Here is a 20,708-nt window from a genome sequence, read left to right as displayed (position 1 = left end):
CATCTCTTCCCGAAGATTCTCGGGTCTGCGCTTCGCTCCGCCCGAGAATGACGCCGGCACGTAGCCTTTCGTCAGAAAAGATCCTTGCCATGACCACGACGCCGGAAATCCACACCCAGGTGACGAGCGAGGAGATCGCCCAGGTCTTCGACGAAGCGCCGCCCCCGGCCGATCTCTCCGGCTACGGCGTCGAGGACTGGTTCACGCTCGCCGCCTTCTGGCTTATGGTCGGCTGTGTTGTCCTGCAGTTCTTCACCCGCTACGTACTGAACGATTCCTATGCCTGGACCGAGGAGATCGCGATCTACGCGCTGATCGTCGTCGTCTTTCTCGGTTCTTCGCTCTGCGTGCGCGCCTCGCGGCATATCCAGGTCGATTTCCTCTATCGCTACCTGCCGCACGGCCCCGGCCGCGTTCTGTCGACCGCCGTCGACCTGATCCGCATCGCCTTCTTCGGCTACGGTACCTGGCTCATGCACAAATACGCGTCGCTCATCCCCGACGAGATGATGACGACCATCCAGTTCCCCAAATCGATCATCTTCAACGCCGTCCTCATCGCCTTCGCGCTGATGACGCTGCGCTCGATCCAGATCGCCTGGCAGAACGCCCGGCGCGGCTATTCGGTGCTGGAGCGCCCCGCGGCCTTCGACGGATCGGAGGACTGAACGGTGCTGATCCTGCTCGGAACCTTCCTCGGCTTGATGATCCTCGGCGTGCCGGTGGCGATCGCCATGGCCGTCGCCTCGCTCGCCTTCATCGTCATTTCCGGCACCGTCCCCGACGTGATCATGGCGCAGCGCATGATCGCCGGCGTCGAAAGCTTCCCGCTGCTCGCCGTGCCCTTCTTCATTCTCGCCGGCAACCTGATGAACATCGCCGGCATCACCGGCCGCATCTATTCCTTCGCGGTTGCGCTGGTCGGCTGGATGCGCGGCGGCCTCGCGCAGGTCAACATCATCGGATCGGTGATCTTTGCCGGCATGTCGGGCACCGCGATCGCGGATGCCGCCGGCATCGGCACGATCGAGATCAAGGCGATGAAGGACCACGGTTATTCGACCGAGGTGGCGGTCGGCGTCACGGCCGCTTCCGCTACGCTCGGGCCGATCATTCCGCCCTCGCTGCCCTTCGTCATCTACGGCATGATGTCGAATACCTCGATCGGCGCGCTTTTCCTCGCCGGCGTCGTCCCCGGCGTGATGATGACGCTGTTCATGATGGCGACCGTCGCCATTTTCGCTCGCATCTACAGCTGGGGCTCGGACACGAAGTTCTCGCTGCGCCAGCTCGGCGCAGCCGGGATCGAGGTCGTCGTCGTCTTCTCCTTCCCGCTCGTGGCCTATGCGCTGATCTGGGCCGGCCTCTCGGAGAATGCCGCGATCGGCCTCGCGCTCGTGGTGCTGCTGGCGCTCGACTATTATTTCGACTTCTCGGCCGTGATGGCGCTGATGACGCCGGTCATCCTGATCGGCGGCATGACGCTGGGCTGGTTCACCCCGACCGAGGCGGCTGCCGCCGCCGTCATCTGGTCGCTCTTCCTCGGGCTCGTGCGCTATCGCTCGATGACCATGCGCAGCCTGACCAAGGCGACCTTCGACACCATCGAGACCACGGCCTCGGTGCTCTTCATCGTCACGGCCGCCTCGATCTTCGCCTGGCTGCTGACCGTGTCCAACACGGCGCAGCTCTTGTCCGACCTCATCCTCGGCTTCACCCAGAACAAATGGGTCTTCCTGATCCTGGTGAACCTGCTGCTGCTCTTCATCGGCTGCTTCCTCGACACCATCGCCGCGATCACCATCGTGGTGCCGATCCTGCTGCCGATCGCGCTCAAGCTCGGCGTCGATCCGATCCATTTCGGCCTGATCATGACGCTCAACCTGATGATCGGCCTTTTGCATCCGCCGCTCGGCATGGTGCTGTTCGTGCTCTCGCGCGTCGCCAAACTCTCGGTCGAGCGCACCACCATGGCGATCCTGCCCTGGCTGGTGCCGCTCTTCGCGGCGCTGATCGCGATCACCTTCATCCCCGAGCTGACGCTGTGGTTGCCGCGAACCATGGGAATGCTGCGGTAACAACGGCGGTTCCTGCGTCTGGCGCATGGGCTCAGCCCTTTGGCTTTGAAGGCATGCGTCAGCATCAATTCAGCAATGCAGTGCAGCCGGTAAACGGCGGCACTTGAGGAGTTGCAGTCGCGCCTGCGGATTGCCATTTTTGTAAGCGAAGGGGTTATCGCCGACAGGAGTGAAGCAATTGCGTTCGCTCATTGAATCGATGCTCGCGAAGCTGGTGACATCGCCGCCGCTCGAGATCGTCTTCGCCGACGGCTCGCATCGCCTGGTCGGATCGGGCAGCAAGCCCGCGCTGACCATGCGCATCCTCGACCGGCCGACCGAGCTCCAGCTCGCATTGAATCCCGAACTCGCGCTGGGCGAGGCGGTCATGGACGGCCGGGTCGTGGTCGAGCAGGGCAGCCTGTACGATCTGCTCGACCTGCTGGTCGCGGGCCTGCACGAGCAGGCGCCCTCGGCCTGGGTCCAGGCGCTCACTCGGGCGCGCACCGCCATCCGCCGGTTCAGCCAGCACAACACGCCGGCCTGGGCGCGGAGCAACGTCTCGCGCCACTACGATCTCAAGGCGGATTTCTTCAAGCTCTTCCTCGACGCGGACATGCAGTATTCCTGCGCCTTCTTTCCGGAGCCGGGGATTTCGCTGGAGGAGGCGCAGGCCGCCAAGAAGCACAGGCTCATCGCCAAGCTCGCGGTCGAGCCCGGCCAGCGCGTCCTCGATATCGGCTCCGGCTGGGGCGGGCTCGGCCTGAGCATCGCACGCGAGACCGGCGCCAAGGTGAAGGGCATCACGCTCTCGACCGAACAGCTCGCGATCGCGCAGGAGCGCGCCGCAGCGGCAGGCCTGCCGATCGAGTTCAAGCTCGAGGATTATCGCAATGTCGCCGGGCCGTTCGAGCGCATCATCTCGGTCGGCATGTTCGAGCATGTCGGCGTCGGCTATTACCGGGCCTATTTCCGCAAGATCGCCGAACTCCTGACGGAGGACGGCGTCGCGCTCGTCCACACCATCGGCCGCACCACGCCGCCCGGCGCCACCAATCCCTTCATCGCCAAATACATCTTCCCCGGCGGCTATATTCCGGCCTTGTCCGAGATCACGGCGGCGGTCGAGCGCGAGGGGCTCGTGATCACCGATGTCGAGGTCCTGCGGCTGCATTATGCCGAGACGCTGAAGGCTTGGCGCGAACGCTTCCTCGCCCGGCGTGACGAGGCGGTGGCGATGTATGACGAGCGTTTCGCGCGGATGTGGGAGTTCTATCTCGCGGCCTCCGAGGCGAGCTTCCGCCACAACGACCTCGTCGTCTTCCAGCTCCAGCTCGCCAGGAAGCTCGACACCTTGCCGATGACGCGCGGCTACATGGAGCGGTGAAGCGGCGCCGCAGGGCGGCCGGTCGCTTGCGAGATTGAGCGGCCCCCTGCTTCCCGATACGCTGAATGCAATAAGTTCAGCGGAGGGAACACATGCGATTTCACATTTTTGCGCTCGGCCTGGCGATGTTTGCCCACGCCGCTCCGGCTTTGGCCCAGGACGCGCCGGCTCGTGACGCGCCCGTCCGCGACGAATTCTTCTGGCTGGGCGAGATCAACAAGGCCACCGCGGTGATCAACACCGAGGAAGGCCTGCTCGACAAGGCGATGGCGCCCCGCATCACCGCGGGCATCGTCAAGGTTCTCGAGGACGGGGCCAAGCCCGGCGCCAAGCGCCCCTCCACGGTGATCACCTTCGAGCCGCTGCTGATCGCGGCGGCCGGGGAGGACGTGACGCTGCTCCATGCCGGCCGCTCCAGCCAGGACATGCACGCCACCTACCGGGCCGCGATCCTGCGCGACGACATGCTGGCCCTGGCCGATCAGCTGAGCCGGACGACCGCGACCCTCGTCGGCCTGGCGGAAAAGCACGTCGATACGATCGTTCCGAACTACACCAACGGTGTGGCGGCGCAGCCCAACAGTTTTGGGCACTATCTGCTCGGGCATGCCGCGGGGCTGGAGCGCGACGCGCAGCGCATTCGCGAGGCCTATGCGCGCATCGACCGCTCCGCGATGGGGACGACGGTGCTGAACGGCACGAGCTGGCCGCTCAACCGCGCGCGCATGGCCGACTATCTCGGCTTCGCCGCCACCGTCGACAATGCCTATGACGCCGCCCAGATCTCGTCGATGGAGCAGCCCGTCGAGGCCGGCGGCATCGTGACGAGCATCGCCCTTCACGCCGGAAACTTCGTCGAAGACATCATGACGCAATATGCGCAGGCCCGTCCCTGGATCCTGCTGCAGGAGGGCGACGGCAACACCTATGTCTCCAGCGCCATGCCGCAGAAGCGCAATCCGGGACTGCTGAACAGCACGCGGCGCGATGCATCGACGGCGATCTCGCTGGCCATGGGCGTCGCCATCCAGGCTCATAACATCACGCCCGGAATGGGCGACCCCAAGGAGGTAAAGCCCAACAGCGCCATGGTCAGGAGCGGCATCGCCGTGCTGAGGAACTGGGACAGGATCCTGAAGGGGATGGTGATCAGCCCGGATCGCGCGCTCGAGGAACTGAACAGCGACTGGACCGCCTCACAGGAGCTCGCCGACGTGCTGATGCGGAAATACAAGCTGCCCTTCCGGGTCGGGCATCATTTTGCGTCGGATGTCGTGTCCTACGCGAAGGACAAGGACATCAAGCCGCTCGACTTTCCCTATGCGGAGGCGAGGCGCATCTATGCCGAGGCGGTGAAGGGATCGGACTATCCGGCGGAGCTGCCGATGAGCGAGGCGGAGTTCCGTTCGACGCTCGATCCGATCGCCATCATTCGCAACCGCGCCTCGGCCGGCGGGCCGCAGCCTGCCGAGATGCAGCGCATGCTGGGCGAGGCCAGGCAGAGAAACGCGCAGCAGGCCGAGTGGATCAAGGAGAAGCGCGCGAGGATCACCTCGTCACTGGTCAGGCTCGACGGCGATTTCCAGAAGCTGCAGGCTAAGGCGCCCTAGAATGGCGCCTCAGATGTGAGCGCGATCGCGTAGATCGCGTCGCCGTCGCGCTCGGACAAGAGCGTGACGGCCTCTCCCCGGTCGAGCATCGCGCTGTCGCCGGTACCGAGGCTTTCGGCGTCGGACCCATCCGTCAGTGTCCAGCGGTTCGCGTTGGCGACGAGGATGAGGATCTGGCTGGTGGCAGCGAGCTCGATCGGTCCTGGCCCGGTGAGGCGCGTCATCTGATGCGACCAGCGCCCGCGCCGCGTCATCACGTTGAGATCGTCGATTGGCCCACTGAGGAGCCGGCCCTCGACCGGCCGGTCGGCCGCGAAGGCGCAAGGTTCGGATGCCCGCTCCAGCCTGACCGTCTCGCCGTCGGCGAAGGCCAGCGCGATGCCATTGCCCTTCAGCACCGACAGCGTCCGGTCGATGCCGGGAAAGGTCGAGAACGGCCCGTCCGCCCCGACATGCGCCGTCGAGATGCGCCAGTCGAAATCGCTCAGCGAGGCGCCTTCGGGCGAGACGGCGATCTCGGTCGTCGTGCCGCCGCCGTTCTTCCACGGCATCGAGCGGCATTCGGCGGCGCGGATGATGCGCATGCTCAGCCCAGGATGCCCGGCAGCTTGAGCCCCTTCGCCTTGGCGCAGTCGATGGCGATCTCGTAGCCGGCATCGGCATGACGCATCACGCCGGTCGCCGGGTCGTTCCAGAGCACGCGCTCCAGGCGCTTGGCCGCTTCCGGCGTGCCGTCAGCGACGATGACGACGCCCGAATGCTGCGAATAGCCCATGCCGACACCGCCGCCATGGTGCAGCGAGACCCAGGTCGCGCCGCCGGCTGTGTTCAGCAGGGCGTTCAGCAGCGGCCAGTCGGAGACGGCATCCGAGCCGTCCTTCATCGCCTCGGTCTCGCGGTTCGGCGAGGCGACCGAGCCTGAATCGAGATGGTCCCGGCCGATCACGATCGGCGCCTTGACCTCGCCCTTCGCCACCATCTCGTTGAAGGCGAGGCCGAGCCGATGCCGGTCGCCGAGCCCGACCCAGCAGATCCGCGCCGGCAAGCCCTGGAACTTGATGCGCGCGCGCGCCATGTCGAGCCAGTTATGCAGGTGCGTGTCGTCCGGCATCAGCTCCTTGACGCGCTGGTCGGTGCGGTAGATGTCCTCCGGATCGCCGGAGAGCGCGGCCCAGCGGAACGGCCCGATGCCGCGGCAGAACAGCGGCCGGATATAGGCCGGCACGAAGCCGGGGAAGTCGAAGGCGTTGTCGACACCCATATCCTTCGCCATCTGGCGGATATTGTTGCCGTAATCGAGCGTTGGCACGCCCATGCGCTGGAAGTCGAGCATCGCGCGGACATGGCTTGCCATGGACTTTTTCGCCGCCTCGATCGTCCCGGCCGGGTCGCGCTCCTTGCGCTCCTCCCATTCCTCCAGCGTCCAGCCCGCCGGCAGGTAGCCGTTGAGCGGATCATGCGCCGAGGTCTGGTCGGTGACGACGTCGGGTCGGATGCCGCGGCGGACCATGTCGGGGAAGATCTCGGCGGCATTGCCGAGCACGCCGACCGAGACGGCCTTGCCCTTGGCATGGGCGGCCTCGATGATCTTAAGGGCCTCGTCGACGCTGTCGGCCTTCTCGTCGAGATAGCCGGTGCGCAGGCGGAAATCGATCGAGGACGGCTTGCACTCGACCGCGATCATCGAGGCGCCAGCCATGGTCGCGGCCAGCGGCTGGGCGCCGCCCATGCCGCCGAGACCGCCGGTCAGGATCCACTTGCCCTTGAGGCTGCCATTGTAGTGCTGGCGGCCGACCTCGACGAAGGTCTCGTAGGTGCCCTGAACGATGCCCTGCGTGCCGATATAGATCCAGGAGCCGGCCGTCATCTGGCCGTACATCATCAGCCCGGCCTTATCGAGCTCGTGGAAATGCTCCCAGTTGGCATAGGCCGGCACCAGGTTGGAATTGGCGATCAGCACGCGCGGCGCGTCGGCATGGGTGCGGAAGATGCCGACCGGCTTGCCCGATTGCACCAGCAGGGTCTCGTCGGCTTCGAGCGAACGCAGCGAGGCGCAGATCCGGTCGAAATCCTCCCAGGTCCGGGCGGCGCGGCCGATGCCGCCATAGACCACGAGCTCGCCCGGCTTCTCGGCGACATCGGGGTCGAGATTGTTCATCAGCATGCGCAGCGGCGCTTCGGTCAGCCAGCTCTTGGCCGAGAGCTCGCTGCCCTTCGGGCTGCGGATGACGCGGCTGTTGTCGATGCGGGTCATGAATGGCTCCGTTCGAGCTTGGTCGCCGCGTCGAGCGCGGCTTCGATGATGGCGGAAAGCGCGGTCTGCAGCCTGGCGGCCTTGGCTGCGTCGAAGCGCCATGGCGGCGCCTCCTCGGTGAGATAGGCGCAGAACGCGATCTCCATCTGGATCGCGTGCACATGCTGGCTCGGCTGGCCGTAATGCCGGGTGATCCAGCCGCCCTTGAAGCGGCCGTTGCTGACATGGCTGAAGCCGGATCCGGCGAGCGCGGCTTCCGCCGCCGCCTGAATCTCGGGTGCGCAGCTCGCGCCCGAATTGGTGCCGAGATTGAGTGTCGGCAGCGTGCCGGGGAAGAGCCGCGGCATCACCGAGGCGATCGAGTGACAGTCCCAGAGCAGGCAGAAACCGTGCTCGGCTTTCGCCCGCGCGATCTCGGCCGCCACCGCATCGTGATAGGGCCGGAAATAGCGCGCGATACGCCGCGCGATCTCCGCCTCGTCCGGTGGCGCGGGCCAGATCGGCTCGCCATCGAAGGTCGTGATCGGCACCAGGTCCGTCGTCGCCTGGCCGGGATAGAGCGAGGCGCCGGATGGGTCGCGGTTCAAGTCGATGACATAGCGCGACAGATGCGCCTCGACGATGGTCGGCTCGAAGCGCCCGGCGAAAGCATAGAGCTGGCGCATGTGCCAGTCAGTGTCCTCGACGGCGAGGCCGGTCGGGTTGAGCGCCGCGCGGATCTCGTCCGGCAGGCCGGTGCCGGGATGCGGCATGGAGAGGACAAGCGGGGAGCTGCCGCGGGTGACGGTGAAGATGTCGGTCATGAGGTGGCTCCGTCATGCTCGGGCTTGACCGGAGCATCTCCTGCAAGAGATTCTCGGGTCTCCGCTGCGCTCTGCCCGAGAATGACGCACGCCCCGTCATGCTCGCCCTTGTGGCGAGCATCCACGTCTTGAACGCTGCCGGTGATGAACGACGGCGTGGATGGTCGGGACAAGCCCGACCATGACGGTGAGTGCGTCATCACGCGCCCAACTCCGCGAAGCTGTCGAGCCCGGCCGCCCGGCCCAGCGCGCCGGAGAGCACGAGCTCCGTCGCGGCGGCGAGATCGGGGGCGAGGTAGCGGTCTGCCTCCAGCGGCGCGATCTTCTCGCGCAGCAGCGCCAGCACCGGCTCGAGCCGTGCGCTTGTCTTCATCGGCCGGTGGTGCTCGATCGCCTCGGCCGCCGCCATCAGCTCGACGCCGACGATGCTTGCCGCATTCCGCGCCATGTCGAGCAGGCGGAAGGCGCCATGCGTCGCCATCGAGACATGGTCCTCCTGGTTGGCGGAGGTCGGGATCGTGTCGACCGAGGCCGGATAGGCTTTCTGCTTGTTCTCCGAGGCCAGCGCCGCGGCGGTCACCTGCGCGATCATGAAGCCGGAATTGAGCCCGGCGTCGCGCGCCAGGAAGGCCGGCAGCCCGCTCATCACGGGGTCGACCAGCAGCGCCATGCGCCGCTCGGAGAGATTGCCGATCTCGCACAGTCCCATGGCGAGGATGTCGGCGGCGAAGGCGACGGGCTCTGCGTGGAAATTGCCGCCCGAGACGATCTCGCCCGGCCCGAGCACGAGCGGGTTGTCGGTGACGGCATTGGCCTCGATCGAAAGCGTCGTCGCCGCATTGGCGAGAAGGTCGCGCACCGCGCCCATCACCTGCGGCTGGCAGCGCAGTGAATAGGGGTCCTGAACCTTGGAGTCGCCGAAGCGATGGCTGTCGCGGATCTCGCTGCCTGCGATCAACTCGAGCAGGATTTGCGCGACCTTGATCTGCCCGGGCTGGCCGCGTAGCGCCTGGATGCGCGGGTCGAACGGCGTGTCCGAGCCTTTCAGCGCATCGACCGAGAGCGCGCCTGCGACCAGCGCGGCGTCGAAGACGCGCGCGATGTCGTCGAGCGCGGTGATCGCGATCGCGGTCGAGACCTGCGTGCCGTTGATGAGGGCGAGGCCTTCCTTGGCGCCGAGCGTCAGTGGCTCCTGGCCGATGCGCTTCAGCGCCGCTGCGGCCGAAAGCAGTTCGCCCTTCAGCCTGATCTCGCCGACGCCCATCAGCGCCGCTGTGAGATGGGCGAGTGGCGCGAGATCCCCGGACGCGCCGACCGAGCCCTTGGCGGGAACGACCGGCAACGCGTCGGCTGCAAGCGCGCCGGTGAGCGCCGCGACCACCACGGGGCGCACGCCCGAGGCGCCGCGCGCCAGGCTCGCCGCCTTCATCGCCAAGATCAGGCGCACAATCCGGTCGGGCAGGGCAGGGCCGGTGCCGACCGCATGCGAGAGGATCAGGTTGCGCTGCAAGGTGGCAAGGTCGGCATCGGCGATCCGCACGCTGGCGAGCTTGCCGAAGCCGGTATTGACGCCATAGGTCACGGTGCCGGCAGCGACGATTTCGTCGACGATCGCCTGCGCGGCGGCGATCGGCTCGGCGCTGCTTGCATCTAGCCTGGCCGTGGCGCCGTCGATCACGTCGCGCCACTGTGTCAGGGCGGTCTCGCCCGGCCTCAGAGACAATGCTGCGGTCATTGGCCGTTCCAGATGCGGGAGTGAAGCGGGTTGAAGCCGATGCGGTAGGCGAGCTCGGCCGGCCGCTCGATCGCCCAGATCGCGAGATCGCAAGCCTTGCCGGCCTCCAGCGTGCCGATCTGATCCTGGAGGCCGAGCGCCTGTGCCGCGTTCCGGGTCAGGCCTGCGAGCGCCTCTTCCGGCGTCAGACGGAACAGGGTGCAGGCCATGTTGAGCACGAGCAGCGGCGAGGTCAGAGGCGAGGAGCCCGGGTTGGCGTCGGTCGCGAGCGCGATCGGCACGCCATGCTTGCGCAGCAATTCGACCGGTGGCTTTTGCGTCTCGCGCAGGAAATAGAAGGCGCCGGGCAGGATCACCGCGACCGTGCCCGCCTTCGCCATGGCGACCACGCCCGACTCGTCGAGATATTCGAGATGGTCGGCCGAGAGCGCGCCATGCTCGGCCGCGAGCTTGGCGCCGCCGAGATTGGAAAGCTGCTCGGCATGGATTTTTACGGGTAGACCCTTCGCCTTGGCTGCTGCGAAGACCTGCGCGGTCTCCTCCGGCGAGAAGGCGATGCCCTCGCAAAAGACATCGACGGCGTCGGCGAGCTTGTCTGCCGCCACCGCATCGAGCATCGGCCCGGCGACGAGGTTGGTATAGTCGCCCGAGCGGCCCTTGAACTCCGGCGGCACGGCATGCGCGCCGAGGAAGCTGGTGCGCACCGTCACCGGCCGCTCGTGCCCGAGGCGGCGCGCGACCCTGAGCTGCTTCAGCTCTGCTTCCTGCTCCAGCCCGTAGCCCGATTTGATCTCGACGGTGGTGACGCCTTCGGCGATCAGGGCCGAAAGCCGCCGGTCGGCGCTGGCGAAGAGCTCGTCTTCGCTCGCCGCCCGCGTCGCCTTGACGGTGGAGAGGATGCCGCCGCCGGCGCGCGCGATCTCTTCGTAGCTCGCACCTTGCAGCCTGAGCTCGAATTCATGCGCCCGATCGCCGCCATAGACGAGATGGGTATGGCAATCGATCAGGCCGGGCGTGATCCAGCGCCCGGCGCAATCGACGGTCTTGCGCGCTGCGAGGGCCGGCGCCTCGCAGCGTGGGCCGGCATAGAGGATGCGGCCGTCGCGCGCGGCGATGAGACCGTCCTCGACCGCGCCGTAGGGCTGGTCTGCGCCGGCCGCCATGGTCGCGAGCCGCGCATTGATCCAGGATATGTCACAGTCCGAAGGCCCCGCCGCCACGTCGCGTCCTCTCGACTTCGCTTGCGATCCCGTTATGCTAGACAATTGCATATGCAATTAGCAAGCGGCATTTGCCTATGCAAATCAAGCGAGGAGCCCGCGTGACATCGACCCAGATCCTGCATCTCGCCTACGCCCTCTTGCCTGACGGTTTTGCCGAGAACGTGACGCTGACCGTCACGGACGGGACGATCGCGGCCGTTGCCGTCGGAAACCCGGCTCCCGAGGCTGGCTTGCGCCTGGACGGGCTGGTGCTGCCCGGCATGCCGAACCTGCACAGCCATCTGTTCCAGCGCGGCATGGCGGGCCTCTCGGAGCGGCGCGGCGCCACGGCGGATTCGTTCTGGACCTGGCGCGAGGTGATGTACCGCTTCCTCGACCGGCTTGACCCCGACGACGTCCAGGCGATCGCGGCCCAAGCCATGGTCGAGATGCTGGAGGGCGGCTTCACAGCGCTGGCTGAATTCCACTACCTGCACCACGACAAGGACGGCCGGCCCCATGCGAATATCGCGGCGATGGCTGAGGCCGTCGCGGCGGCGGCGGATGAGACCGGCATTGGCCTGACCCTGCTGCCGGTGCTCTACCGCTTCGGCAATTTCGGCAGCGCGCAGCCGGCTCATGGCCAGCGCCGCTTCGTCAATGATCGGGACGGCTTCGCCCGGCTGATGCAGGCGAGCGCGGAGGCGATCCGGGACCTGCCCGATTCGCGGCTCGGCGTCGCGCCGCATTCGCTGCGGGCCGTGGCGCCCGACGATCTGGGCTGGCTGCTCGATCTCGTGCCCGCCGGCCCGATCCATATCCATGTCGCTGAGCAGATGCGCGAGGTCGAGGACAGCCTGGCGATCACCGGGCGGCGCCCGGTCGAATTCCTCTGCGACACGGTCGCGCTCGATCGGCGCTGGTGTCTGATCCATGCCACGCATCTCGTTGGGGCTGAGCGCGACGCGATCGCGCGCAGCGGCGCGGTCGCGGGCCTGTGCCCGATCACCGAGGCGAGCCTCGGCGACGGCATTTTCGATGGCGTGCGCTATCACGCGGCCGGCGGCGTCTTCGGCGTCGGCAGCGATTCCAATATCCAGATCGATGCCGGGGCCGAATTGCGCCTGCTCGAATACTCCCAGCGCCTGCGCGATCGCGGCCGGGCGCTTCTTGCCGAGGCGGAGGCCTCGTCGGGGCTCGCGCTCTGGAAGAACGCTTGCGCCGGCGGCGCGCAGGCTTGCGGTCGCGCGCTTGGAAGCATTGCGGCGGGGCAGCGGGCGGACCTGGTCTCGCTCGATCTCGACCATCCGGCGCTGGCGGGCAAGCGCGGCGAAGCGGCGCTCGACAGCGCGATCTTTGCCGCCAATGCCCTGCCTTTGCGCGATGTGCTGGTTGGCGGCGAACGGCTTGTCAGCGAAGGTCGCCATGTCGCGCGCACAGCGGTCGCGGCGCGATTCGCCGCGACGATGCGCCGGCTGCTCGCATAAGGATCGTCATGTCGGATATCGGGATCGATGCGGTAAAACTGGATGGCTCAGGGCCGGTCTATGACCAGATCCGCCGTGCCATCCGCGATCTCGTCCTGAATGGCATGTGGCCGCCCGGCACCTCGGTGCCGCCGGAACATGCGTTGATGGAACGGCTCGGCGCCTCGCGCATGACGGTGCATCGCGCCCTGGTGCAGCTCGCGCGCGAGGGGCTGATCACCCGCCGCAGGCGCTCGGGCACGATCGTCGCGAGCCCGCCCGCCAGCCATGCGATGCTCGATATCCTCTCGATCCCGGACGAGGTCAGGCGGCTCGGGCAAGATTATGCCTTCGAGATTCTCGCCCGTCGGGACGGGCGCCCCTCGGCCGAGCTCGCCGCGCGCTTCGCGTTGAAGCGTTCGGATCCGGTCGCCCATCTCGTCACCTTGCATCGCAGCGGCGGCAAGCCGCATGTGCTCGAGGAGCGCGTGATCCATCTCGCGACCGTGCCGGCGGCGGGCGAGGAGCGCTTCGAAACCACCCCGCCGGGCGACTGGCTTCTGCAGAACAGCCTCTGGTCCCAGGCCGAGCATGCCATCAGCGCGATCGCGGCCGGCGAGCGCGAAGCGGAACTGCTGGCGATCGGGCGCGGCGATCCGTGCCTGCTGGTGGAGCGCCGGACCTGGAACCAGGATCGGCCGGTGACGGCCGTGCGCCTGCTCTATCCGGGTGGGCGCCATCGCTTCATCGGGCGCTTCGGGCCCTACGGCGCGGTCTGACGCGAAAAAGGCCCGCCCCGCGAAGGGCAGGCCTTTTCCAGGAATCGTAACGACGTGGTCGATCAGCAGGCGTAGCGAACGCGGCGACCCCATTCGTCGCGGCCGACGCAGACCCGATCCGGCGTCGTCGCGGAACCGATGATCGCGCCTCCCGCGCCACCGATCGCCGCGCCGGCCAGCGCTCCGCCCGCCCGGCCGGTCGCCAGACCGCCCACCACCGCGCCGCCGGCCGCACCGATCAGGGCGCCGGTGCCGGCATTCTGCTCGCGCTGCGTGCAGGCCCCGAGCGACAGCGTGACCGCGGCGAGGATGAGAAGTTTCTTCATGGCAAATGGCTCCTTGGATGAAGAGGGCAGCCACACCGCGCGCCTTCCCCTCGTCGCCCTTAAACGGGCAATGCCCGTAAAAGTTCCACGGGCGCGACAATCTGCGAGCGCTACGATGGCAGCACGATGGCGGCGGGTTGCCGATGCTGCGACATTCTGCCTTTCGGGCGGGCCCCTGGAACCTTCGATTGGAAGCGACGTTGACCTCACAATCCCACGGCGGGTTACCCCGTCCAACACCATGGAGGAGGTTCAGATGACGGCTCAGGTTTCGGCCACTTCATCATCCAATCCGCTGATCGCCGGAGCGCGCGTCGCTGGCACGGATGTCTACAACACGGCCGGCGACCACCTCGGCGAGATTTACGACGTGATGCTGGACAAGCAGACCGGGAAGGTCGCCTACGCCATCATGTCTTTCGGCGGATTCCTCGGGCTGGGCGAGAAGTACCACCCGATCCCCTGGAGCGTGCTCGACTACGACACGGCACGGGGCGGTTACGTGGTTCCCCTGACCAAGGAAAAGCTCGAGGCTGCGCCGATGTATGACAGCGAAGGCGAGCCGGATTGGGACGACAAGGCCTATGGCAAGCGCGTCCATGATTACTACGGCACGATGCCGTACTGGATGATGTAGGCGATACGCCGGACGCAGGTCGCGGCGGTTGCTATCCCCCCAGCCGAACCGTCGTGACGGCGGGATGCGGGCCGAAAGGCCCGCATCTTTTTTGCGTCGCGCGCGGGGCGCTTTTTGATACTGGCCGTGTGTTCTTGGCGGGAACCAAAATCGCTGCCGCGCGTCGTCTCAGCAGCGACATAGCCGTCACAGCCGGTCACGTTTTCACCGTCCGTCGACGCGTTGCAGAACCCACATCCGTCAGGAGCGCGTCATGCAGATTCGTTATGGCTACCGCATTGAGCTGACCTGCCCGCATGAACTGCCCTTGATCACGATGCTCGACGTGCATCCCTCGCGCCGCCATGACCTTGTCCGGCCCGATGCGATGGTTGTGACCTCGCTGCTCGACCCATCCGTCACCGTGCCCGTGGAGCACTATCTCGATCAGTTCGGCAATATCTGCCGCCGGCTCGTCGCTCCGGCAGGAGGCGTCATGCTCCAGTCGGAAGGACTGGTTCACGATTCCGGCGAGCCGGAGCCGGTCAATCCGGCTGCCCGCGAGATGCCGCCCTCGCGCCTGCCGCAGGAGGCGCTCGTCTATCTTCTCGGCAGCCGCTATTGCGAGACCGACACGCTGTCCGATCGCGCCTGGAGCCTGTTCGGCCATTTGCCGCAGGGCTGGGCCCGGGTGCAGGCCATCGTGGATTTCGTCCATAACCACCTGACCTTCGGCTACGAGTTCGCGCGCAATACGCGCACGGCCGCCGAGGCCTTCGACGAGCGCATCGGCGTCTGCCGCGACTTCGCTCATCTGGCCGTGGCCTTGTGCCGGTGCCTCAACATTCCGGCGCGCTATTGCAACGGCTATCTCGGCGATATCGGCGTGCCCAAAAACCCCGCCCCGATGGACTTCAACGCCTGGTTCGAGGTGTTCCTCGGCGGTCGCTGGTACACGTTCGATGCCCGCCACAACGAGCCTCGCATCGGCCGCATCGTGATCGCCCGTGGCCGCGATGCCACCGACGTCGCGATGCTCAGCTCGTTCGGCGCCCATATTCTGCAAAGATTCGAGGTCATGACCGAAGAGGTCGAGGAAGCCGTCTCCGCCAAGCCGGAGATGATCGCCAGCAGGCTTTGGGATGCCGAGCCTGCTATCATGACATGAGGGCCGACAGCCTCCGCCATTCGCCGGCCCGCGTGCATCAGGGTGCCATGCGCCATACCGTCGTCATCAATGCGCGGGCCGGGACCGTGCTGGCCGCGGGCTCGGATGCCTTTGCCGCGCGCGTCGAAGCGGCTTTCGCCGCCTATGGCTGCTCTGCCGAAATCCGCCTCGTGCCGCCGCGCGAGCTCGATGACGCGCTCTCGCTCGCGATCGCCGATGAGGAGGCGATACCGGTCATCGCCGGCGGCGACGGCACCATAAACGGCGTGCTGCCGATCCTGCTGCAGGCGGAGCGCCCGGTGGGAATCCTCCCGCTCGGAACGGTCAACGTGCTCGGGCGCGACCTTGGCCTGATTGGCACCCTCGAGCGGCAGATCGAGGCGCTTTGCATGGGTGAGCCGGTGACGATGGATATCGGCCGCGTCAATGACCGCCTCTTCCACTCCCTGTCGGGCATGGGCTTTTTCAGCCTGATGGCCCGCGAGCGCGAATATGCGCGGCGGCGTTTCCCGTTCAGCCGGGCCATCGCCTTCGCCGTCGCCATGACGCGCTCGATCCTGTTCACACGCCCGATCACGGTCGAGATCCGCGTCGCCGGCGAGCGCCGCGAGGTCAAGGCGGATGCGGTGCTCGTCACCATCAACAGCTTCGACGGGCCCGAATGGCGCCGCAGCCGGCTCGACGGCGGCATGTTCGAGGTGCACATCCTCAATGCCGGCGGGCTGCTTTCCCGCTGCAAGGCCGCGCTCTCGGTCGTGTCGGGCACGTGGAAATCATCCAAGCATCTGACCTCGTTCATGAGCGACGAGGTGACCTTGATCCGCCGCGACACGAAGCGCGGACACATCACCTTCGACGGCGAAGTCGAGCGCAAGGCGGGGGAGCTCGCCTATCGCCTGCTGCCGAAAGCCGTCCAGGTCATCGCCGCCCGCGCTCAGTCCGTCTAGGCTCGTCTCAATTCGGCCGGCTTGTCATCGTTCAGGACCAGGATGTTTTCGCTCCAGCCCCGTTTTCTCATCCCCCTGGCCGCTGCCTTCGCCTTTCTGGGGCTGACGCTCTTCGTGCTCTCGGGCCGCACATTCGCCTTCGACACCAGCCTGGTTCTGCTGTTTCGCGAGACGGGCGATCCCGCGAAGCTTCTCGGCCCGCCCTGGCTGCCCGAAATGATGCGCGACGTCACTGCGCTGGGCAGCTTCGTCGGGCTGGGCTTCATGACGATCGCCGCCGGCCTCGTGCTCTGGCTCTGCGGCTATCGGCGCCTCGCGGTCGGCCTCGCCGCCAATGTCGTGGCGGCGACGCTGGTCAGCACCGGGCTGAAGATCGCGGTCGGGCGGGAACGGCCCGACATCGTCGAGCATTCCGCGCTGACCTTTACCGCCAGCTTCCCGAGCGGCCATGCCTTCCTCTCGGCCGTGACCTTGCTCAGCATCGCCGGGTTCATCGGCCTCGCCTCGCGGCGCCAGGACATCACCCGGCTCTGCATCGGGCTGGCCTGGGTCCTGATCGTCCTGATCGGCGTCAGCCGGATCTATCTCGGCGTGCACTGGCCGAGCGACGTGCTGGCCGGCTGGTGCCTGGGCGTCGCATGGTCGAGCCTCGCCGTCGCCCTTCTCGGCCGCGGCATGGCGGCGATGGAGGCGCCGGCGGGTACCGGCGCGCCGCTGGTGCGCTGAACGCGCCTCAGCGCATGTCGATCGTGGTGTTGACTCCGAGATCCGGCGTCCGCCCCAGGATTTTGGCCGTCGCCAGCTTGAAGGCGATGACGACGCCGCTCGACGGGCCGTCCCAGATTTCGGCGGAGATCGGGCTGAAGGCCAGCAGGGTCACGTCCGGGTCGTCGGGTCCGTTCGGGAACCAGGCGCTGACCAGCGGGCTCCAGATCCGCTTCAGCAAGTCGCGGTCGTCGAGCTTGGCGGCCTCGCATTCGATCGTCGCGTAGAAATTATGGTCCTCGTCGCTGAGCGCGATCGAGACGGTCTGCGACGGGTCGATCTCTTCCGCCGGGCCGGTATGGCTATGGGTGACGAACAGGATCCTGTGGTTCTCCCGGTCGACATGACCCGACATCGGCCGCGTCCTGATCCTGCCGTCGACCACGATCGACACCATGCAGATCTTGTGGTCGGTCAGGGCGGTCCAGATCCGCTGCTGGAACTGCGTCTCGACCATCGCGGTTCTCCTTCCGTGCATCGCACGCGGCACCTCACGATCTGAAACGCATCGGCGTGGCGCGCGTTCCTGACGGTGCAGGAAGGCGCTCGGCCTGGAGCGGTGCGAGCCGAGTCTTCACGCCTTTCCGCATCGGCGCAATGGCGCGCAGGGCATGAGGGAGCGGAACCACACGCAGCGCGGGACGTTGTCGCGCTAGTGCCGGCGCCCGCCGCCTCTCCATGATAGGAACCCTTGATGCTCGCCTCCCGGAACATGCTTCTGCTGCTCGTCGCCATCCTCGTCGTTGGTCTCGCGGTCACGGGCTATGCGCTCTACGAGGAAAAGAAGCAGCCGGACGGCGTCGAGATCTCGGTCGGCAAGGACGGGCTCTCGATCAAGGAGAAGTGACGGCCCAACGTGTTCCGAAGGGGGCCGCGTCGCTCGACAAAAACCATCTGCATACTGTATGCGAGCGAGGGCGCCTGCGAGCCATGCCCCGGGCGAATAGCGTTCGCCGGGCAAAGGCGTTAACACCGGCGCCGAGTGTTCAGATCGTTCGAGAGGCTGCGATGACCGAAATCTTCAAGAACCTGATTGCCGGCGAATGGGTCGGTGCCGCTAAGACCTCGCGCAACATCAATCCGTCGAACACAAACGACGTCGTCGGCGAATATGCGCAGGGTTCGGTCGAGGATCTGAACAACGCCGTCGCCGCCGCCAAGGCCGCCTTTCCGGCCTGGGGCCGCAGCAATCCGCAGGAACGCTACGAGATCCTGAAGAAGGCCTCCGACGAGATCCTCGCCCGCAGGGAGGAGCTCGGAAAGCTGCTCTCGCGCGAGGAGGGCAAGACCCTGCCGGAAGGCATCGGCGAGGCGACCCGCGCCGGCCAGATTTTTGCGTTCTTCGCCGGCGAGTGCCTGCGTCTCGGTGGCGAGGCGATCCCCTCCGTGCGTCCCGGCGTCGGCGTCGAGGTCACGCGCGAGCCGGTCGGCATTGTCGGCATGATCACGCCCTGGAATTTCCCGATCGCGATCCCGGCCTGGAAGCTCGCCCCGGCGCTGGCCTATGGCAACTGCGTCGTGCTGAAGCCGGCCGATCTCGTGCCCGGCTCGGCCTGGGCGCTGGTCGACATCATCCAGCGCGCCGGCCTGCCCAAGGGCGTGCTCAACCTGGTCATGGGCCGCGGCTCGGTCGTCGGCCAGGCGCTGCTCGAGCACAAGGACGTGCACGCGATCTCGTTCACCGGCTCGGTCAATACCGGCCGCAAGGTCGCCGCCGCCTGCATCGCCGGCAATCCGATGAAGAAGGTCCAGCTCGAGATGGGCGGCAAGAACCCGCTCGTGGTTCTGGACGACGCCGACCTCAAGACCGCGGTCGAGACGGCCGTCAACGGCGCCTTCTTCTCCACCGGCCAGCGCTGCACGGCGTCTTCGCGCCTGATCGTCCAGAACGGCATCCATGACCGCTTCGTCGATGCAGTCGGCGAGCGCCTGAAGAACCTGGTCGTCGACGACGCGTTGAAGAGCGGCACCCATATCGGCCCGGTCGTCGACCAGAGCCAGCTCGATCAGGACATGAAATACATCGCCATCGCCAAGGACGAGGGCGCCAAGCTCCATTGGGGTGGCGAACTGCTCAACCGCGAGACGCCGGGCTTCTATCTCCAGCCGGCCTTGTTCACCGAGACCACCAACGCCATGCGCATCTCGCGCGAGGAGGTTTTTGGCCCGGTCGCCAATGTCGTGCGCGCCAAGGATTACGAGGAGGCGCTGGCGCTGGCCAACGACACCGAGTTCGGGCTCTCGGCCGGCATCTGCACCACCTCGCTGAAATACGCGACGCATTTCCGGCGCAACAGCGAGGCCGGCATGGTGATGGTCAACCTGCCGACGGCGGGCGTCGACTATCACGTGCCCTTCGGCGGCCGGAAGGGCTCGAGCTACGGCCCGCGCGAGCAGGGCGCCTATGCCAAGGAATTCTACACGACGGTGAAGACGGCCTACACCCTGGCCTGAGCCTCCGTCGCCATCAGACGAAGGGGCCGCGCCGGCAAGGCGCGGCCCTTTTGCGTCAAAAACCCTCCAGCACGATCTTGCCCTTGGCGCGATTGCTCTCGATCAGCGCATGCGCCCGCTTCAGGTTGGCGGCGTTGATCGTGCCGAAATGCTCGGCGAGCGTGCTGCGGATCGAGCCCTCGTCGACCAGCCGCGAGACCTCGTTCAGCAGGTCGCCCTGCGCCTGCATGTCGGCGGTCTGGAACAGCGAGCGGGTGAACATCAGCTCCCAGTGTAGCGACAGGCTCTTGCGCTTGAGCATATTGGCGTCGAGCGTCTCCGGGTCGTCGATCAGCCCCAGTCGTCCTTGCGGCGCCAGCAGTTCGACGATCGCGGCGAGGTGGCTGTCCGTATGCGTCGTCGAGAACACGAAGCCGGGTGCGCCGATCCCGAGGGCTGCGATCTGTCCGGCGAGCGGCCTGGTGTGATCCACGACGTGATGCGCGCCGAGCTCCTGCGCCCACTTGCGCGTCTCGGGCCGCGACGCCGTCGCGATCACGGTGAGATCCGTCAGGCCGCGCGCGAGCTGGATCGCCATCGAGCCGACGCCGCCAGCGCCGCCGATGATCAGGATCGCCCCGGCCGCGCCCGGCACCGCATCCTTCACCTTGAGCCGGTCGAACAGCATCTCCCAGGCGGTGATCGCCGTCAGCGGCAGCGCCGCGGCTTCCGCGAAACCCAGCGTCGCGGGCTTACGACCTACGATCCGCTCATCGACGAGATGGAACGCGGCATTGCTGCCGGGCCGGTCGATCGCGCCGGCATAGAACACGGCGTCGCCGGGCTTGAACGCTCTGACCTCCGGGCCAACGGCCTTGACGATGCCGCTGGCGTCCCAGCCCAGAACCTTGGTTTCGCCCTCGGCCGGCTGGCTGCGCATCCGCACCTTGGTGTCGACCGGATTGACTGAGACCGCCTTGAGCTCGACCAGCAGGTCGCGCTCCGAGGCGACCGGCTGAGGCAACTCGACATCGATCAGACTGGTCTCGGCGGTGATGGCTTGGGACTGACGGTATCCGACGGCGCGCATGGGCTGGCCTCCTGCATTTGTGATAGAGGCCAGATGCGCTTTACACTCGGATCCCGCAAGAACGCACAAT

20 protein-coding genes are annotated in these 20,708 nt (G+C 66.8%); 12 read left to right on the top strand and 8 right to left on the bottom strand.

The genetic code is table 11. The features are described 5' to 3' along the window. Positions 1 to 89 precede the first annotated feature (89 nt). The 4 genes from ACTIF2_RS11540 to ACTIF2_RS11525 all read left to right on the top strand — a co-directional run bounded on the left by ACTIF2_RS11540 (position 90) and on the right by ACTIF2_RS11525 (position 5,054). Positions 90 to 668: a TRAP transporter small permease gene (locus tag ACTIF2_RS11540; protein WP_439497205.1), complete on the top strand. Its 579-nt coding sequence runs from the start codon at positions 90 to 92 to the stop codon at positions 666 to 668. A 3-nt stretch (positions 669 to 671) separates the two neighbouring features. Beyond that, complete coding sequence (locus tag ACTIF2_RS11535; RefSeq protein ID WP_439497204.1) at positions 672 to 2,078, top strand: TRAP transporter large permease; 1,407 nt, start codon at positions 672 to 674, stop codon at positions 2,076 to 2,078. Between the two features lie 178 nt (positions 2,079 to 2,256). Further along, complete coding sequence (locus ACTIF2_RS11530) at positions 2,257 to 3,444, top strand: class I SAM-dependent methyltransferase (protein WP_439497203.1); 1,188 nt, start codon at positions 2,257 to 2,259, stop codon at positions 3,442 to 3,444. A 92-nt stretch (positions 3,445 to 3,536) separates the two neighbouring features. Then, complete coding sequence (locus tag ACTIF2_RS11525) at positions 3,537 to 5,054, top strand: argininosuccinate lyase (protein ID WP_439497202.1); 1,518 nt, start codon at positions 3,537 to 3,539, stop codon at positions 5,052 to 5,054. Here ACTIF2_RS11525 and ACTIF2_RS11520 read toward each other — a convergent pair. The 5 genes from ACTIF2_RS11520 to hutI form a co-directional block, all read right to left on the bottom strand. Beyond that, positions 5,051 to 5,638, bottom strand: coding sequence for a HutD/Ves family protein (locus ACTIF2_RS11520; protein WP_439497201.1), 588 nt, complete (start codon positions 5,636 to 5,638; stop codon positions 5,051 to 5,053). The two genes, ACTIF2_RS11525 and ACTIF2_RS11520, sit on opposite strands and share 4 nt — an antisense overlap. Positions 5,639 to 5,640: 2 nt before the next feature. Then, the gene (gene hutU / locus ACTIF2_RS11515; protein ID WP_439497200.1) at positions 5,641 to 7,308 is read right to left on the bottom strand and encodes a urocanate hydratase; all 1,668 of its coding nucleotides are present in this window, start codon (positions 7,306 to 7,308) and stop codon (positions 5,641 to 5,643) included. After that, entirely contained in the window at positions 7,305 to 8,111 is an 807-nt protein-coding gene (hutG, locus tag ACTIF2_RS11510; RefSeq protein WP_439497199.1) for an N-formylglutamate deformylase, read from the bottom strand. Before hutG ends, hutU begins: the two co-directional genes overlap by 4 nt. A 199-nt stretch (positions 8,112 to 8,310) precedes the next feature. Next, on the bottom strand, positions 8,311 to 9,846 hold the full coding sequence (gene hutH, locus ACTIF2_RS11505; protein WP_439497198.1) for a histidine ammonia-lyase: 1,536 nt from the start codon (positions 9,844 to 9,846) through the stop codon (positions 8,311 to 8,313). Then, positions 9,843 to 11,102, bottom strand: coding sequence for an imidazolonepropionase (gene hutI, locus ACTIF2_RS11500; RefSeq protein ID WP_439497289.1), 1,260 nt, complete (start codon positions 11,100 to 11,102; stop codon positions 9,843 to 9,845). The genes hutH and hutI overlap by 4 nt, the downstream gene beginning before the upstream one ends. Before the next feature lie 65 nt (positions 11,103 to 11,167). Here hutI and ACTIF2_RS11495 point away from each other — a divergent pair, with 65 nt between their 5' ends. After that, a complete protein-coding gene (locus ACTIF2_RS11495; RefSeq protein ID WP_439497197.1) occupies positions 11,168 to 12,535 on the top strand; it encodes a formimidoylglutamate deiminase in 1,368 nt (455 codons plus the stop codon). 8 nt (positions 12,536 to 12,543) lie between these two features. Further along, on the top strand, positions 12,544 to 13,293 hold the full coding sequence (locus tag ACTIF2_RS11490; protein WP_439497196.1) for a UTRA domain-containing protein: 750 nt from the start codon (positions 12,544 to 12,546) through the stop codon (positions 13,291 to 13,293). Positions 13,294 to 13,355: 62 nt separating this feature from the next. Here the strand turns inward: ACTIF2_RS11490 and ACTIF2_RS11485 are convergent, their stop codons facing one another. Next, a complete protein-coding gene (locus ACTIF2_RS11485) occupies positions 13,356 to 13,619 on the bottom strand; it encodes a glycine zipper domain-containing protein (protein WP_439497195.1) in 264 nt (87 codons plus the stop codon). Positions 13,620 to 13,875: 256 nt separating this feature from the next. On the opposite strand from ACTIF2_RS11485, the gene ACTIF2_RS11480 reads away from it, so the two are divergent. The 4 genes from ACTIF2_RS11480 (at position 13,876) to ACTIF2_RS11465 (ending at position 17,076) form a co-directional block, all read left to right on the top strand. Further along, positions 13,876 to 14,256, top strand: a complete 381-nt coding sequence (locus ACTIF2_RS11480; RefSeq protein WP_439497194.1) for a PRC-barrel domain-containing protein — start codon at positions 13,876 to 13,878, stop codon at positions 14,254 to 14,256. Between the two features lie 253 nt (positions 14,257 to 14,509). Then, positions 14,510 to 15,403 carry a transglutaminase-like domain-containing protein gene (locus ACTIF2_RS11475; RefSeq protein WP_439497193.1) on the top strand — a complete coding sequence of 298 codons (894 nt, stop codon included), beginning with the start codon at positions 14,510 to 14,512 and terminating at the stop codon, positions 15,401 to 15,403. A gap of 47 nt (positions 15,404 to 15,450) precedes the next feature. Beyond that, positions 15,451 to 16,350 (top strand): diacylglycerol/lipid kinase family protein, encoded by a 900-nt coding sequence (locus ACTIF2_RS11470; protein ID WP_439497192.1) that lies wholly within the window; start codon positions 15,451 to 15,453, stop codon positions 16,348 to 16,350. Between the two features lie 42 nt (positions 16,351 to 16,392). Next, positions 16,393 to 17,076, top strand: a complete 684-nt coding sequence (locus tag ACTIF2_RS11465; protein ID WP_439497191.1) for a phosphatase PAP2 family protein — start codon at positions 16,393 to 16,395, stop codon at positions 17,074 to 17,076. Positions 17,077 to 17,083: 7 nt separating this feature from the next. On the opposite strand, the gene ACTIF2_RS11460 is transcribed toward ACTIF2_RS11465, so the two are convergent. Further along, complete coding sequence (locus ACTIF2_RS11460; RefSeq protein ID WP_439497190.1) at positions 17,084 to 17,572, bottom strand: pyridoxamine 5'-phosphate oxidase family protein; 489 nt, start codon at positions 17,570 to 17,572, stop codon at positions 17,084 to 17,086. A gap of 237 nt (positions 17,573 to 17,809) precedes the next feature. Here ACTIF2_RS11460 and ACTIF2_RS11455 point away from each other — a divergent pair, with 237 nt between their 5' ends. Both ACTIF2_RS11455 and ACTIF2_RS11450 read left to right on the top strand, forming a co-directional pair. After that, a complete protein-coding gene (locus ACTIF2_RS11455; RefSeq protein ID WP_439497189.1) occupies positions 17,810 to 17,962 on the top strand; it encodes a hypothetical protein in 153 nt (50 codons plus the stop codon). A gap of 161 nt (positions 17,963 to 18,123) precedes the next feature. Beyond that, positions 18,124 to 19,569: an aldehyde dehydrogenase family protein gene (locus ACTIF2_RS11450; RefSeq protein ID WP_439497188.1), complete on the top strand. Its 1,446-nt coding sequence runs from the start codon at positions 18,124 to 18,126 to the stop codon at positions 19,567 to 19,569. A 55-nt stretch (positions 19,570 to 19,624) separates the two neighbouring features. Here the strand turns inward: ACTIF2_RS11450 and ACTIF2_RS11445 are convergent, their stop codons facing one another. Continuing rightward, positions 19,625 to 20,638 (bottom strand): zinc-binding alcohol dehydrogenase family protein, encoded by a 1,014-nt coding sequence (locus ACTIF2_RS11445; RefSeq protein ID WP_439497187.1) that lies wholly within the window; start codon positions 20,636 to 20,638, stop codon positions 19,625 to 19,627. Positions 20,639 to 20,708: the final 70 nt, after the last annotated feature.

The sequence above is a fragment of the Allobosea sp. genome (assembly GCF_051860145.1).
In the GTDB taxonomy this organism is placed as follows: Bacteria; Pseudomonadota; Alphaproteobacteria; order Rhizobiales; family Beijerinckiaceae; genus Allobosea.
Note: the sequence above shows the minus strand (reverse complement) of the source record. Positions and strands in the feature narration are given on the sequence as shown.